14 protein-coding genes and 1 other annotated feature are annotated in these 14420 nt (G+C 38.3%); of the genes, 9 read left to right on the top strand and 5 right to left on the bottom strand.

Translation table 11 applies throughout. The features are described 5' to 3' along the window. Positions 1 to 116 precede the first annotated feature (116 nt). Both CVD27_RS06245 and CVD27_RS06240 read right to left on the bottom strand, forming a co-directional pair. Positions 117 to 3284 (bottom strand): MMPL family transporter, encoded by a 3168-nt coding sequence (locus CVD27_RS06245; RefSeq protein ID WP_101647019.1) that lies wholly within the window; start codon positions 3282 to 3284, stop codon positions 117 to 119. Between the two features lie 3 nt (positions 3285 to 3287). Then, positions 3288 to 3749: a MarR family winged helix-turn-helix transcriptional regulator gene (locus CVD27_RS06240; RefSeq protein ID WP_101647018.1), complete on the bottom strand. Its 462-nt coding sequence runs from the start codon at positions 3747 to 3749 to the stop codon at positions 3288 to 3290. Positions 3750 to 3913: 164 nt separating this feature from the next. On the opposite strand from CVD27_RS06240, the gene CVD27_RS06235 reads away from it, so the two are divergent. From CVD27_RS06235 to CVD27_RS06210, 7 genes are all read left to right on the top strand, one after another. Then, entirely contained in the window at positions 3914 to 4867 is a 954-nt protein-coding gene (locus CVD27_RS06235; protein WP_101647017.1) for an efflux RND transporter periplasmic adaptor subunit, read from the top strand. Continuing rightward, the gene (locus CVD27_RS06230; RefSeq protein ID WP_101647016.1) at positions 4867 to 5577 is read left to right on the top strand and encodes an ABC transporter ATP-binding protein; all 711 of its coding nucleotides are present in this window, start codon (positions 4867 to 4869) and stop codon (positions 5575 to 5577) included. Before CVD27_RS06235 ends, CVD27_RS06230 begins: the two co-directional genes overlap by 1 nt. Next, positions 5555 to 6721, top strand: coding sequence for an ABC transporter permease (locus CVD27_RS06225; RefSeq protein WP_101647015.1), 1167 nt, complete (start codon positions 5555 to 5557; stop codon positions 6719 to 6721). The genes CVD27_RS06230 and CVD27_RS06225 overlap by 23 nt, the downstream gene beginning before the upstream one ends. A gap of 85 nt (positions 6722 to 6806) precedes the next feature. Further along, complete coding sequence (locus CVD27_RS06220; protein ID WP_101647014.1) at positions 6807 to 7478, top strand: response regulator transcription factor; 672 nt, start codon at positions 6807 to 6809, stop codon at positions 7476 to 7478. Positions 7479 to 7486: 8 nt separating this feature from the next. Further along, on the top strand, positions 7487 to 8755 hold the full coding sequence (locus CVD27_RS06215) for a sensor histidine kinase (protein ID WP_101647013.1): 1269 nt from the start codon (positions 7487 to 7489) through the stop codon (positions 8753 to 8755). Positions 8756 to 8797: 42 nt separating this feature from the next. Continuing rightward, a complete protein-coding gene (locus CVD27_RS27965; protein WP_180960183.1) occupies positions 8798 to 8971 on the top strand; it encodes a hypothetical protein in 174 nt (57 codons plus the stop codon). A 79-nt stretch (positions 8972 to 9050) separates the two neighbouring features. After that, positions 9051 to 9593, top strand: a complete 543-nt coding sequence (locus CVD27_RS06210) for a PepSY-associated TM helix domain-containing protein (protein WP_101647012.1) — start codon at positions 9051 to 9053, stop codon at positions 9591 to 9593. A 116-nt stretch (positions 9594 to 9709) separates the two neighbouring features. Here the strand turns inward: CVD27_RS06210 and CVD27_RS06205 are convergent, their stop codons facing one another. Together CVD27_RS06205 and CVD27_RS27960 are read right to left on the bottom strand one after the other, a co-directional pair. Then, complete coding sequence (locus CVD27_RS06205) at positions 9710 to 10594, bottom strand: cupredoxin domain-containing protein (protein WP_180960171.1); 885 nt, start codon at positions 10592 to 10594, stop codon at positions 9710 to 9712. A gap of 102 nt (positions 10595 to 10696) precedes the next feature. Then, a complete protein-coding gene (locus tag CVD27_RS27960) occupies positions 10697 to 10840 on the bottom strand; it encodes a hypothetical protein (RefSeq protein ID WP_180960170.1) in 144 nt (47 codons plus the stop codon). Between the two features lie 103 nt (positions 10841 to 10943). Then, positions 10944 to 11164: a binding site (T-box leader), on the top strand. An 81-nt stretch (positions 11165 to 11245) separates the two neighbouring features. Here CVD27_RS27960 and proS point away from each other — a divergent pair. Beyond that, positions 11246 to 12676, top strand: coding sequence for a proline--tRNA ligase (proS, locus tag CVD27_RS06200; RefSeq protein WP_101647010.1), 1431 nt, complete (start codon positions 11246 to 11248; stop codon positions 12674 to 12676). Positions 12677 to 13176: 500 nt separating this feature from the next. Continuing rightward, entirely contained in the window at positions 13177 to 13737 is a 561-nt protein-coding gene (locus tag CVD27_RS06195; RefSeq protein WP_101647009.1) for a GNAT family N-acetyltransferase, read from the top strand. A 33-nt stretch (positions 13738 to 13770) separates the two neighbouring features. Here CVD27_RS06195 and CVD27_RS06190 read toward each other — a convergent pair whose 3' ends face one another. Then, positions 13771 to 14355 (bottom strand): YdcF family protein, encoded by a 585-nt coding sequence (locus CVD27_RS06190; RefSeq protein ID WP_101647008.1) that lies wholly within the window; start codon positions 14353 to 14355, stop codon positions 13771 to 13773. Positions 14356 to 14420 lie beyond the last annotated feature (65 nt).

Below are 14420 nucleotides of genomic sequence, written 5' to 3'. Positions count from 1 at the left end.
AAAAATTTCAATTCAACTAATAAATTAGCTGCCTAAGTATGTACGAATGAAAAGGGGAAAAGTTTCAAGCTGAATATACAAAGGTACACTGTTCAGTTCGAACAGTGTACCAACTATTAATGATGATGATTTATACTGCTGTCATTATTTTTCATAAATGGCCACCAGTTTGCCTGACCAAATGTTTTTACCATTACCGGTACAAACAATGGAAGAATCACAAGTGAATACAGGCCTAAACCGATTAAGAGAATGGCGGCAATTTCTAACAATGAAAGTACTCCGGATGGCATCATTGCTGCAAAGGTACCACCTAAGATTACTGCAGCTGAAATGATGACACTGCCCATCTTTTTCATAGATATAAGAATTGCTTGTTGGACTGGCATATCCCGATACTCGTTAAATCGGTCCATTAAAAAGATGCTGTAGTCAATGCCTAGGGCTATTAAAATTACAAAAGCAAAAAATGGAACGGCCCAGCTAATTCCTGTATATCCAAGTATATTTACAAAAATAGATTCTGAGATTGCCATAGAAGTGTAATAGGTTAGGACTAGGGAACCAATTAAATAGAGCGGCATAATTAGTGAACGTAGCAGGATAATAAGGACGATACTAATCCCTGCCAGCATTAATACGACCGTTCTCGAGTAATCCGCTTTGGAAATAGTATCTAAATCATGGTGCATACTAGATACTCCGCCAACTTCTATTTTTGCGTTTTCAAGTTTTGTATTTTTCACCGCACGTTTTACCGCTTGGTTGATGTCAGGTACGCTATTAATTGCTTCATTTGAATAAGGATTTTTATTGAAAATAACATCGATCGTCATCACTTTGCGATCTTTTGACATATATGAATTTAAGACTTTTTCAAAATCCTTGCCATTCAGGACATCTTGAGGAATATAAAAACCGTTTTGTTTTTGCTTAGATACATCCGATAAATAATCCTGTGCGGAATTAAGGCCTTTCGATACTTGATTTAAGCCGTCAGAACTTTGGGTTAAACCGGTTGACAGTTTTGTTATTTGCCCGCCAATATCTTGGAAACCGGTAAGAAGCTGCTGCTGGCCATTTGCGATTCCCTCTAAACCACCAGAAAATTTAGGCAGATTAGCAATTGCCGTTTCTTGACCTTTTTCCATTTGATTAAGGCCATTTGCAAGTTTGTCAATACCATCAATTAGTTTGGCCATTCCATCAATCAGCTGTCCTTGCCCGGAAATCATCTTCGTTAGATTTTGATTAGCCGTATCAATGCCGTCCACGGCACTCTGTAAACCAGCATTAAGGGTGTTTAAACTAGTAAGCAAGGATACTCTTGGATCTTTAATAGAGGCATCAGTTGCAGTTTTTACACCGGTTACAGTCATTTTAATCATTTGATAGTTTTGATTTTGAGCAATATCTGCATATTGTTTTTCTAAATTTGCAAAGGCTTGGTCTGTTTTGACTAGGTTTTGATGGATAAGATTTAATCCGCCTGCAATTTCATCATAATGTTCTTTCATTGTACCAAGACCTGCACTTGCAGTCTTATAGCCTTCTAATAATTGTTTATATCCAGTTAATAATTTTTCAGATTGAAATTTTATTTGTTCTAAGCCTTTACGAGCTTCTGTTGCTCCCATGGAACCATCTCTCAGACCATTTTGAATTTTAGTCAGTCCATCTTGAAGAGAGCCCATACCCGTTTTAAGTTTGTTAGTTCCCGTAATTAATTGACTTATTCCATCCGTTGCTTCCTGCATTTTTGGCTGGTTAGCAGCCATCTGTGTGCCAGCCTCAGAAAGCCCATCACTGATTTTCTTTATCCCTTCATTTCCTTTGCCAAGTCCATCCCCAAGACTGGATACTTGTTTTGATAGATAAAAATCATCAATCGGTTTGCCAGTAGGGCGGGTGACGGAACGAACTGTTTCAACATTATTAACTTTCAGCAGTTCCTGGCTGATTTTATCTGTTAAAGTAATATATTCAGAGGTATTAAGTTTATCATCATTTTTAATAACAATTTGTGTCGGCATCGACTCACCAGGACCGAAGGAGTCCGCAATAATATTAAACCCTTTTATAGAAGGATAATCATCGCTTATTTCTTCTAGTGAGTTAAAAGATAGTTGATCTTGGTAAGTAAATAGAAAGGGAACAGAAATAATTACAACAAGGATAAATGCCAATAATGGACGTGCCAAAGCAAATTTACCCATGGCTCCCCATATTTTACTGTCACTATGCTCAAGTTTGCCTTTTGATGGCCAGTAAAGTTTCTTTCCAAGAACTGCCATGAAGAATGGAACGACAGTTAGTAAGGCAACTAAAAGGATAGCGACACCAACCGCTACAGCCGCGGCTGACTTGTAAAGCTGGAAGGTAGAAAGACCAATGGAAGCAAACCCAATCATAACAGCCATTCCACTAAAGAAAACCGTTTTTCCAGCAGTCCGATATGTTTCTACAATTGCATCGGTTACATTTTCATTCTTCGACATTTCTTCTTTAAAACGGCTTAAAAGTAAGATACAATAGTCCGTTCCAATTCCAAAAAGGACTGCCACCATAAAAGTTTGTGTAAAGGTGGATAACGGAAAATTCACATGATCCACTAATAGGCCGACAATAGACTGAGCGGTAAGATAACTGAATCCAACCGTCACTAACGGAATGATCGGTGCTACTATGGACCTAAACACAAGTAGAAGTACCGCCAAAATGAAAACCACGGTAATTCCTTCTGTTTTTTTCAAGCCCTCCTGTGAGTTAGTAACGAGGTCCTCACTAATTACCCAGTTGCCGGTATAATAATGATCCAGTTTGACGTTATCAAGTACATCATATAAATCCTTTGAAATCTCTTTTGCTTCCCTGCCTTTCGCTGTTACCTTGACAGAGACAAGAATGGTTTTACCATCTTTTGAAACGAGCTGATCCTTTAACTCCTCTTGGTTAAAATGAGTAAGTATTTCAGTGATGCCAAGTTTTTGTTTTTCTTTTTCAAGCTGATTGACGGCTTTTTCAGCAGTCGTAAAATCTTCGTTTGTCAGCTTTTTATTACTATGGAAGACAAGGGCTGTTTGTAGGTCAGATCCTTTATTTTCACTTGATTGAACATCTTTAAGAATCTTAGATGCAAGTGTAGATGAATATCCCTCCGGTACAGAAATTTGCCCTTTTTCACGTACAAGTGATTCCATATTTGGTGCCACCATAAAAAGCGCGGCGATAACAGCAATCCAAGCAATGAGGATAAACCATTTGCCTTTAATTATTGTTCTCACAAACTATTCCTCCATTTCTTCCCTTTTCTTGTCTAATATAGCTGCAAGTTTTTCGTAAGTATGAATAAAATTCTTAATTTCAACCTCTTCAAATTGAGTAATAATGGACTCAACTAGTTGCTCAATCTTTTCCTGACAGGTCTGATAAAGCATTTTTCCTTCCTCTGTTAGAGTTAAATAAACGACCCGTCTGTCATTCTGATCTCGAGTCCTCTCAATTAGCCCTCTTTCCGCCATTCGGTTAATAATTGCGGTAATGGCACTTTTATTTACTTCAAAAGCATCAGCCAATTCAGACGAGGTGCATTCTGCAGACTGAGAAATGTATCTAAGTATGTAGTGCTGATCATTGGTTAGATCATCTCCAATTTTCCCTTTAATTAACGTTTCAGCTTTTTTATGAACACGAAAGGAGACCGATACATAACGATCGATTAACTCCTGAATTGTAGGATGATGCTCCATTTTTTTTCCTCCTCAAAATTAGTTAAACTATTTAACTATTCACTTGTTTAACTATAAGTGAAAAGAAATTTTCAGTCAATGATTTCCTTTAAGGAAAAGTTAAGAAACAAAGATAATAATAGGCTTATTCAAATGAAACCGTATGGGAAAAGGAGTCAGCACAAATGAAAAAATGGATTTTAATAGCGGTGGCTGCAGTGGTTATTAGTATTGCTGGTTATCAATGGTATGCAGCAAAAACGAGTGCCGAGACCACATCTGAAGTACGGACTGCTGTTGCTAAAAAAGGCACCTTAGATGTAAACATTAGTGGCGCCGGAACTGTTCAGGCAGTCACTAGTCAAGATATCATGTCGACCTTTAATAATGATGAGATTGATGAGGTATTGGTCACGACTGGGGAGCAGGTCAATAAAGGGGATGAACTCATTACATTTACAGATGGAAGTGACCCGATACTAGCGACTGCAACCGGGAAAATTACCACATTATCCGTTTCGGCAGGAGATGGCGTTACATCCGGGCAAGTGGTAGCTCATGTAACGGACTATAGCAGTCTGCAAACAGCTGTACAAATTGATGAACTTGACATCTCTAAAATCCAAAAAGGGCAAACGGTAAACTTAAAAGTTAGTGCATTCCCTGATGAAAAATATACGGGGAAAGTATCCAATATTTCTAAAGAAGGTACTGCTTCCAATGGTATTTCTACTTTTACTGTTACGATTACAATTGATAAAATTGCTAACTTAAAAGTAGGGATGACTGTCGAGGCAAGTATCTTAACAGAAAGTAAACAAAACGTCATTTATGTTCCACTTGATGCTGTTCGATCATCAAATGACAAAAAATATGTCAATGTCGTTTCATCTGATGACACCTCAAACCCTACAAAGAAAACAGTTAAAACTGGCATTGCTAATGAAGATTATGTAGAAATAACGGAAGGCCTTTCAGAGGGAGAAACTGTTCAGCTGCCGAAATTAGCGAAAGCAAGTTCAACTACTTCTTCAACTCAAGGAAATAGTTTATTTAGCGGTATGGGAGGTACAGGTAGTATGAGAGCAATGTATCGGAGCAGTGGTGCCGGACAGTTTAGTGGAAGGAGTGGACAGTAATGGGTAAACCTATCATGCAAATTAGTAATCTAAAGAAAGCCTATAAATTAGGCGGAGAAATCGTCCACGCGTTAAATGACGTTTCCATTGAGATTGAAAAAGGAGAATTTTTGGCCATTATTGGTCCTTCAGGTTCTGGTAAATCAACATTAATGAATATGATTGGATGTTTGGATAAGCCGCAGTCGGGAAAGTATCTGCTTGATGGTAAGGATATATTTAAAATGGATGACAATGAATTAGCAACCATCAGGAATCAAAAAATCGGCTTTATCTTCCAAAATTTTAACCTATTAACCAAATTAACAGCGTTCGAAAATGTAGAACTTCCGTTATTATATGCAGGATTATCTTCAAAAGAACGAAAGGAGAGAGCCCTCGAGGCATTAGAAAAAGTAGGATTAAAGGAAAGGGCGGGACATTTGCCAAATCAGCTTTCAGGTGGACAGCAGCAGCGGGTTGCTATTGCAAGGGCACTTGCCGGTAATCCTTCCATTCTACTTGCCGATGAACCAACCGGAGCCCTTGACAGTAAAACAAGTAAGGAAATCATGCAGATTATGAAACAATTAAATGAATTGGGCCATACGATTATCCTAATTACCCATGACCTGGACATTGCCAAACAAGCAAAAAGAATGGTCAGCATTCAAGATGGACAATTACAGGAAAATGGAGGTGAACTCATTGGGCATCTTGCAATCTATTAAAATGGCTCTTAAAAGTATAAAAGGAAATAAATTAAGGTCTGTTCTTACCATGCTTGGGATGATTATTGGAGTTTCATCGGTCATTGTTCTTGTCTCCATTGCCCAAGGTTCTACAAAAAATGTGACGAGTCAAATCAATCAATTAGGGACCAATTTATTAACCATAAGCACATTTAGTACAGATGTGGCATTAACCGAGGATAAAATTAGTGAACTTAGTAAATTAGAGGGTGTAAAAGCCATCTCGCCGGTTGTTTCTGGACGGGTAAATGTTAAAAAGGATAGGACAACTTCACAAGTGAGCTTAACTGGAACGAATGCTGCCTATTCACAGGTGCGAGATACGAAAGTAAGTGCCGGGCGTTTTATCACAGACCTAGATATTGAATACAGGCAAAAAGTTGCCGTGATCGGTTCTTCTACGGCCACTACTTTTTTTGGAACAGAAGACCCCGTTGGTCAATATCTGCAAATTGAAGGAACTTCCTATAAAGTGGTCGGTGTACTAGTTTCAAAGGGAAGCTCAATGGGACAAGGCGGGGACAATACAGTGATCGTCCCACTAAGCACAGGCCAGCGTTTAATCGGAAGTACTACGATCAGTCAAGTTTATTTACAGGGTAAAAGTGAAGACCAGATGGATAATGTCATGAATGAGGTTGAAATGAAGATGGCCTCACTGTATCCAAATCAAAGTGATTCTTATAGTGTAACAAATCAACAGGATGTTATGGACACGATGAGTTCTGTCTCTGATACCATGACGTTAATGCTTGGCGGGATTGCAAGTATTTCCTTGTTAGTCGGTGGAATAGGTATCATGAATATCATGCTCGTATCTGTATCAGAAAGAACAAAGGAAATTGGAATCCGTAAAGCCATTGGAGCAAAAAGGAGAGATGTCCTTATCCAGTTCTTAATTGAAGCGGTTGTATTGAGCAGTGTCGGCGGACTGATAGGGATTATATCAGGATTAGGCATAGGGGAATTAGTCTCTTCCCTATTTAGCCTAAGTGTTTCTTTCTCATCATCCGTTATCTTATTCTCGTTTTTGTTCTCGTTAATAGTCGGAGTGGTATTTGGAGTATTCCCAGCGAATAAAGCTTCAAAATTAAATCCAATCCAAGCTTTAAGGTATGAATAATTTGGAAAAGAAGCGGATCGTCATTGTTGCGGCCGCTTTATTTCCTATATAATAGTATGAATTATATGTATTGAGGAGAGATTAGATGCGTTTACTAGTAGTAGAAGATAACCTTCCGTTATTAGAATCAATCGTTCAATTATTGTCGGATGAATTTGAAGTTGATCAAGCGTCAAACGGGGAGGATGCCTTATTCTTAGCTATGCAAAATATCCATGATGCGATTGTTTTGGATGTGATGATTCCTGAAATTGATGGCTTTGAGGTGCTTCAGACCATTCGTAAGGAAGGACTAAAGATTCCTGTTCTTTTTCTAACAGCAAGAGATTCTTTAGAAGACCGTGTCAAAGGATTAGACAGCGGCGGTGATGATTATTTAGTAAAACCATTTCAGGCAGCTGAGTTAAAGGCGCGAATCAGGGCATTACTTAGGAGAACTGGCAGCCTAACAACTAACCAAACCATTCAATATCGGGGGATTGAATTATTAGGAAAAGAACGAGATATTTTAGTGGATGGGGTTTCCATTAAACTCACGGCCAAGCAATATGAACTTCTTGAATATTTAATTCAAAATAAAGGGGTTATTTTAACAAAAGAACAAATTTATGACCGCGTATGGGGATTCGACTCAGATACAACGGTAGCAATTGTTGAAGTGTTTATGCACCATCTCCGTAAAAAACTTGAACCCTCTGGTTATCATTCTGACATTAAGACCATCCGCGGCGTCGGCTACATGCTGAATGAAGAATAGGGGCACTTATGTTTCGTCAAACACATATTAGACTTACTTTGATCAATTCTATTGTTTTTATTGTTTTAATCAGTATTCTAGGAAGCATTATTTATTTTTATACTGATAATAAACTATATCAAGATGTTAACCAATCATTATTAGAATCTGTCGATCATTTTCAAAGGCCCATCGGTCCAGAGAATAATCAAGTGGGGGATCATGATGGGGATACAAATTCAGAACCAAAAATTATGCGAAGAGATCCTCGAATTATTATGTTAATCTGGGATGAAAAAGGGCAGCTTTTGGCTGAGGAAAATCGAGGAACCGAGCTTTTTCAAGATAATGAAAAACTGATTCGTCCGAAAAAATACGGCACGTTAGAAGATGTAGATGTAGAGGACTTTACTTTTCGATATGTCGCATTCAAGACAGAATTGCCTCAAGTTGGAAAAATAACCGTACAAGTGATTCGAAATGTGGACTCCGAAAAAGAACTATTAGACAGGCTTTTATTAATCATGTTAATTGGTTGTGGTGCAGGGATTGTATGTGCGGTCGTTTCAGGTTATTTCTTGGCTGGAAGAGCACTTGTTCCTATTAAAAAATCTTGGCAAAAGCAGCAAGAATTTGTCTCTGATGCATCGCATGAGTTAAGAACGCCATTGGCGGTCATTCAAGCTAAAACAGATATCCTGTTTCGTTCACCATCTGCAACCATTCAGGATAAAATTTTAGATATCTCGACTATTTCAAAGGAATCTAGAAGGCTTTCAAAACTGGTAACCAATTTATTAACACTAGCCAGATCGGATTCTGATCAAATAGAAATGAAAAAATCTTCGTTCCAATTGGATGAACTTTTAAAAGAAATTATTCAACAGTTCGAAGATATCGCGTTGTATCAGGAGAAAACCTTAAGTTTAGAGGCAGTTGAACCTGTTACGTTTTTGGCAGACAAAGAAAGAATCCATCAATTGATTGTGATTCTATTGGATAATGCTATTAAGTATACAAAAGAAGGAGGAGAAATCTCTCTTTCCTGCACACAGAGTCATTCCTCTATATTCTTAAAAGTAACAGATACGGGAATTGGGATTCCTGAAGAGGATATTCCGAAAATTTTTGATCGCTTCTATCAAAGTGATAAATCCCGGACAGGAGTAGAGGGAACAGGACTAGGTTTATCAATTGCCAAATGGATTATAGAAAAGCATCATGGCAAAACAAAGGTTCAGAGTACCCTTGGTAAAGGAACAAAAATTGAAATCACATTTCCGAAGTCCCAAAAATAATTTTTGGGGCTTCTTAAATTTTGGCTCTTTTAAACGATAACGTTGTTTTTTTATACTCTGTTGATTGGAGCGGAAGGCGCTCGACTCCTGCGGGAGTACGGGGCAGGGGAGACCCCGCAGGCGATAATGTGCCGAGGAGGCTCCCCGGCACGCCCGCGGAAAGCGAGCGCCTGGAGCGGAAATCAACAGCCAAATTTAAAAGAGCCTAAAATTTAAGAAAATCTTAAGGAAACCTCTTCATAATGTTCTTATCTATTTAAACATGTTTCAAGATTTCCGAAGGGAGTAAAAAGAAATGAAAAGTACAAGAAAAGCACATTTATGGATTGGTCTCATTGCATCGATTTTTATCTTTATGGAATCAATTACCGGGTTATTGATGAATGAACCGTGGTTAATCGGACAAACACAGCAAGAAGGATTCAAAGGGAATTTTCAGCAAGGTCAATTTAACAGAGGCCAATTTAATAAGGGACAAGCAGGACAAGGGATGAACCAAAATTCCGGACAAGCAGCTGGACAAATACAAGGTCAAAATGGTAATCAAACTCAAAGATTTAATGGCAATGGACAATTCCAAAGACGTGGAAATTTTGGCGGAAATGGAAACTTTCCTGCTGGAATGACTAGGGAAGGTATGGGACAAACCTCGGCAATGGGGATCATCCGTGGTCTTCACGAAGGTAGAATTGGCAATACCAATATTAAATGGTTAATTGATTTAATTGCTATTGAGGTGATGGCATTAACAGGTACTGGAATCTATTTATCGATTAAGGTTCTAGGTGCTGAAGCTAAACGAAAAAAACGCCAAACTGATATGTTTTCCGATATCTAATTAACAAAAGCACACGTGTCAAGACTCCGTGTGCTTTTTGGTGTTTAAGAAAATGATAGAATAAAACTTTTTATAGGTTTAGACACGCAAAGTTTCGGCTCCTCAGCTTTTATTACTTACTCGACAATGATTTTCCCTGTGAACATCTTCATTCCACAGCTAAAGGTATATTCGCCCGTTTTATCAGGGGTAAAAGATAATTCCGTTATACCTGTTTTAAGGGGTATCTGATTAATATTGAAATCCGGGATCATGAAGGTTGATAAGCAGCTGCTACTATCTAACGGATTAGTAATTTCAAGTTTAACGGGAACGCCTTTTTTGACCCGGATTACATTTGGAGTATACCCGTTATTGTTCACAAGCAGTTTAACTCGTGGTGAACTCTCTCCAGTTACATTTACTTCCGTTGCAGCCGCCACTTGACTACTTGCTGCTTGTGCTTGAGTTGTATCGTTTTTACCTGGAATCTTTACGATATCACTGCTGTACATAAATAAGAATAATGAAACAAGGACTATGCCTCCTGCGATAATAGCAAAAGGTGAAAGTTCTTCTGTGTTGATTGAAAAATGGTTGTTCGTTGCTACTTGAATATAAATGATGACAAAGCCGATGATGACAATGTAAAATCCTAATAAGATTCCCAGCAAAATCGTTGGGTTGATATATTGTAGGAATAGACCAAGAATGGCCCCATTAATCCCGCCAATTAACCCAGAGATGGATCCCATTAATATTGATAAGATCCCGGCCGGATGGCCGGCCAAAAAACCCACCACAAACCCAGTGATCATGCTGATTCCTACAGTCAAAAAGGTCTCGCCAGATATAATCCCCATGATACTTCCAGCAAGTAAACCAGTGATGACAGCAATTACCATACTAATCAAGATTCCCGGAGTATTGTTCAATTTGTTTTTATTACGGTATAGAAGATAAATGGAATAGCCTGTGCCGAAGGAGACAAAGGCGGCTGAAATCATCAAAAATAGATTCATGTTTCTTCTCCTCTTATGTGCATTTTTAGTAAGCAACATAAGAGTATTATAAATATAAATAATGGCTGAAAATTTGTATATTCCGTGATTTATATGAACGTTTTATGACTCTTCATACTTTTCTTTGTTTTTATCTAATGTATTTTTATAGATTCTTTTAAGGGCTTCATTTTGGAGTTTCATGTATTCGAGTAAAATCTCTTTTTCTACTTCTTCCTTTTCAAACTCATCCTTATCTTTGGTCATTCGAGCACCCCTTTTTGTCCTGAATTTGGTTCACAGTGTAAAATAATCCATAATATATTTGACTTTTATTATAGAGAAATATATAATTTTTTCAAAAATACTATTTGAAACGTTGACGGGGATTAGTAAATTGACTTCAGTCTTACCAAGAGAGGAAACCATTGGTGTGAGGTTTCTTAAGACAATCAATTGAACCTGCCTCACGAGTTCTGTATCGGATTATTATTTGAAGATACATGCGGATAAAATCCGTTATCATGTAAGAGAGTTAAAAGCATTTGCTTTTTGAATTTAGGGTGGTACCGCCAGGCCTTGGTCCCTTTTTTTGGATCAGGGTCTTTTTGTATTCAAAAAGCAGAAATACGCTCGATAATTCTCTGTAATTAATAATAATGGGGTGTCAAAATGGCAAAGGAATTTGTAAAAGATGTAACCAGCATGGACGAAGATTTCGCCCAGTGGTATACAGATGTTGTAACGAAAGCTGATTTAATCGATTATTCAAGTGTACGCGGTTCAATGATTATCCGCCCATATGGTTATGCATTATGGGATAACATTAAAAATGAGCTTGACCGCCGCATTAAAGAAACAGGGCATGAAAATGTATATATGCCATTATTTATTCCAGAAAGCCTACTTCAAAAGGAAAAAGATCATGTCGAGGGATTTGCTCCGGAAGTGGCTTGGGTAACGCACGGAGGTTCTGAGCCACTAGCAGAACGGTTAGTAGTCCGTCCGACATCTGAGGTATTGTTCTGTGAACACTACAGCAACATCATTCATTCTTATCGTGATTTACCAAAGCTGTATAATCAGTGGGCAAACGTTGTTCGTTGGGAGAAAACAACACGTCCATTTTTGAGAACGCTTGAGTTCTTGTGGCAGGAAGGCCATACAGCTCATGCGACCGATGAAGAGGCAATGGAAGAAACCATTAAAATGTTAAATGTGTATGCTGCCGTATGTGAAGAAATTCTTGCGATTCCGGTTGTGAAGGGTCAAAAAACGGAGAAGGAGAAGTTTGCTGGTGCAAAAGCTACCTTTACTATTGAAAGCTTAATGCACGATGGAAAAGCATTACAATCCGGAACTTCCCATCACTTTGGTACTGGTTTTGCTGAAGCGTTTAACATTCAGTATACAGACAAAGAAGGTAAGCTTCAGTACGTTCATCAAACCTCATGGGGCTTCACAACAAGAATTATCGGTGCATTGATCATGGTTCACGGTGACGACCGAGGTTTAGTTATTCCTCCAAAAGCAGCTCCAACTCAGGTGATGATTGTTCCTATTGCACAGCATAAGGAAGGCGTACTTGATTTTGCTTATGATTTGAAAAAATCTCTTGGTGCGATTGCTCGTGTTGATATCGACGCTAGCGACAAGAAGCCAGGCTGGAAGTTCAATGAGTATGAGATGAAGGGAATCCCTGTTCGTCTTGAAGTTGGACCAAAAGATATTGAAAATAAACAAGTTGTGTTGGTTAGAAGGGATACATTAGAGAAGGTTATTGTTCCTTTAGCTGAATTAGAAACAAAGCTTGTTGAATTGTTGGATGATATTCAATCAAATCTTTATAATAAGGCATTAAATCACCGCGAAGAGAGAACCTCCGCAGCAACGACTCTTGGAGAGTTAAAAGATACTCTGGAGGCAAAGCCAGGGTTTATTAAAGCCATGTGGTGCGGTGATTTAGCGTGTGAAGAAAAAATCAAAGAAGATACGGGTGCAACTTCTCGCTGTATCCCATTTGAGCAAGAAAAAGTGGCAGATAAATGTGTTTGCTGTGGAAAAGAAACAGAGCAAATGGTTTATTGGGCAAAAGCATACTAAGATAGATGAAGGCTCTTCCAGTTTTGGGAGAGTCTTTTTATATATGGCGCCTAATACTAGGTCTGAGGACAAACTTTATAAAGAAACAAGGTCCCCAGTCCACATGAAAGGCCCATGAGGACAAACTGTGTGAAGAAACCAAGGTTCATGTCCACATGAAAGGCTCATGAGGACAACCTGCATCAAGAAACAAGATCCCATGTCCACATGAAAGGCTCATGAGGACAAACTGTATAAAGAAACCAAGACCCATGTTCACATGAAGGGCTCATGAGGACAACCTGCGTAAGGAAACCAAGGATCATGTCCACATGAAGGGCTTATGAGGACAAACTGTGTGCAGAAACCAGAAACCTGTCCTCATAGAGGTATATCTCGGACAACCCCTTAAAGGTATCTACAGGCTGACACATAATAAAGAAATCAACCTTTTCCCATTTAAAAAAGGAAAATTAAATATGAATATCGAAATTCTTTTATTCAGAAAGGAGCGAGATTAAATGAAACCAATTTTAATAGAGTTTCCAGAAGAAATTTATACTGAGAGACTATGGATTAGAAAGACGATGCCTGGAGATGGAAAAATGGTATATGAAGCTATACAGTCATCCATAAATGAACTGAAACCATGGATGCCTTGGGCTAATAGAGAACAAACCGAACAAGAGGTTGAAGCCAACATGCGTGATGCGCATGCCAAGTTTTTAACCAGAGAGGACCTTAGACTCCATATCTTTCATCGGGAAACAGGTGAATTTATCGGGGCTTCAGGTTTGCATCGCATGAACTGGGATGTACCAAAATTCGAAATCGGCTACTGGATTGATACCAGGTTCAGCGGTAAAGGATATATCACAGAGGCAGCTCAGGCAATTACCGAATTTGCTTTTCGCGAACTAAACGCAAAACGAGTGGAAATCCGTTGTGATAGGAAAAATACTAAAAGCAGGGCTATCCCTGAAAAACTAGGATTCAAATTGGAAGGCATCTTAAAAAATGACGGTATTTCTGCAGATAGCAAAGAAGTAAGAGATACCTGTATCTATGCAAAAATAAAATAATGAAGAAAACTCGACTAAAAATCAGTCGAGTTTTTATGCTATTACCTTTTTTAAGTAGTATTTAGTAATAGCCAAATATTCACGGGAGTAATTTTTTAAAACGGCTAACCATGGTGTTTTTGCAGGCAGACCCTTAACATGTAAACCTTGATCATTGGCAATAGAAAGCGCACGATATAAATGGAATGTATTCGTCACTATAACCCCAAGTTCAGCATTAGGAGGAATGAGCTTTTTGGAGAACTCTATATTTTCATAGGTATCCGTTGAGCGGTCTTCTAATAATATTCGAGATTTGTTAATTCCTTGCTTAACTAGCTCCCTTTTAATTGCCTTGGCTTCAGAGATGTCCTCGCCTGGTCCTTTGCCTCCTGAGGCAATGACAATGGTTTTTGGGTTTTCTTTTAGGTACGTAGCTGCTGTATCAATCCTGCTTGCAAACGCCAGAGAAGGCTTTTCACCTCTAACTCTTGCTCCAAGAACAATCAAATAATCCGCATCCTTTGGGGCTTTTAGATGGCTATATTGAATAATCTTAACCTGTAATATACTCACATAAATTAACCCTATTACTGTAAAGATACTTAGTATCCATAACATTCTTTTGTTTTTTTTCATCATTTCAAATCCATTTCACACATTTATTTTATAGAAAATAATCTAACATATTTTTTTAATGAAGT

Origin of the sequence: Neobacillus cucumis (genome assembly GCF_002860255.1) — a bacterium.
Classification (GTDB): Bacteria; Bacillota; Bacilli; order Bacillales; family Cytobacillaceae; genus Neobacillus; species Neobacillus cucumis_A.
Note: the sequence above shows the minus strand (reverse complement) of the source record. Positions and strands in the feature narration are given on the sequence as shown.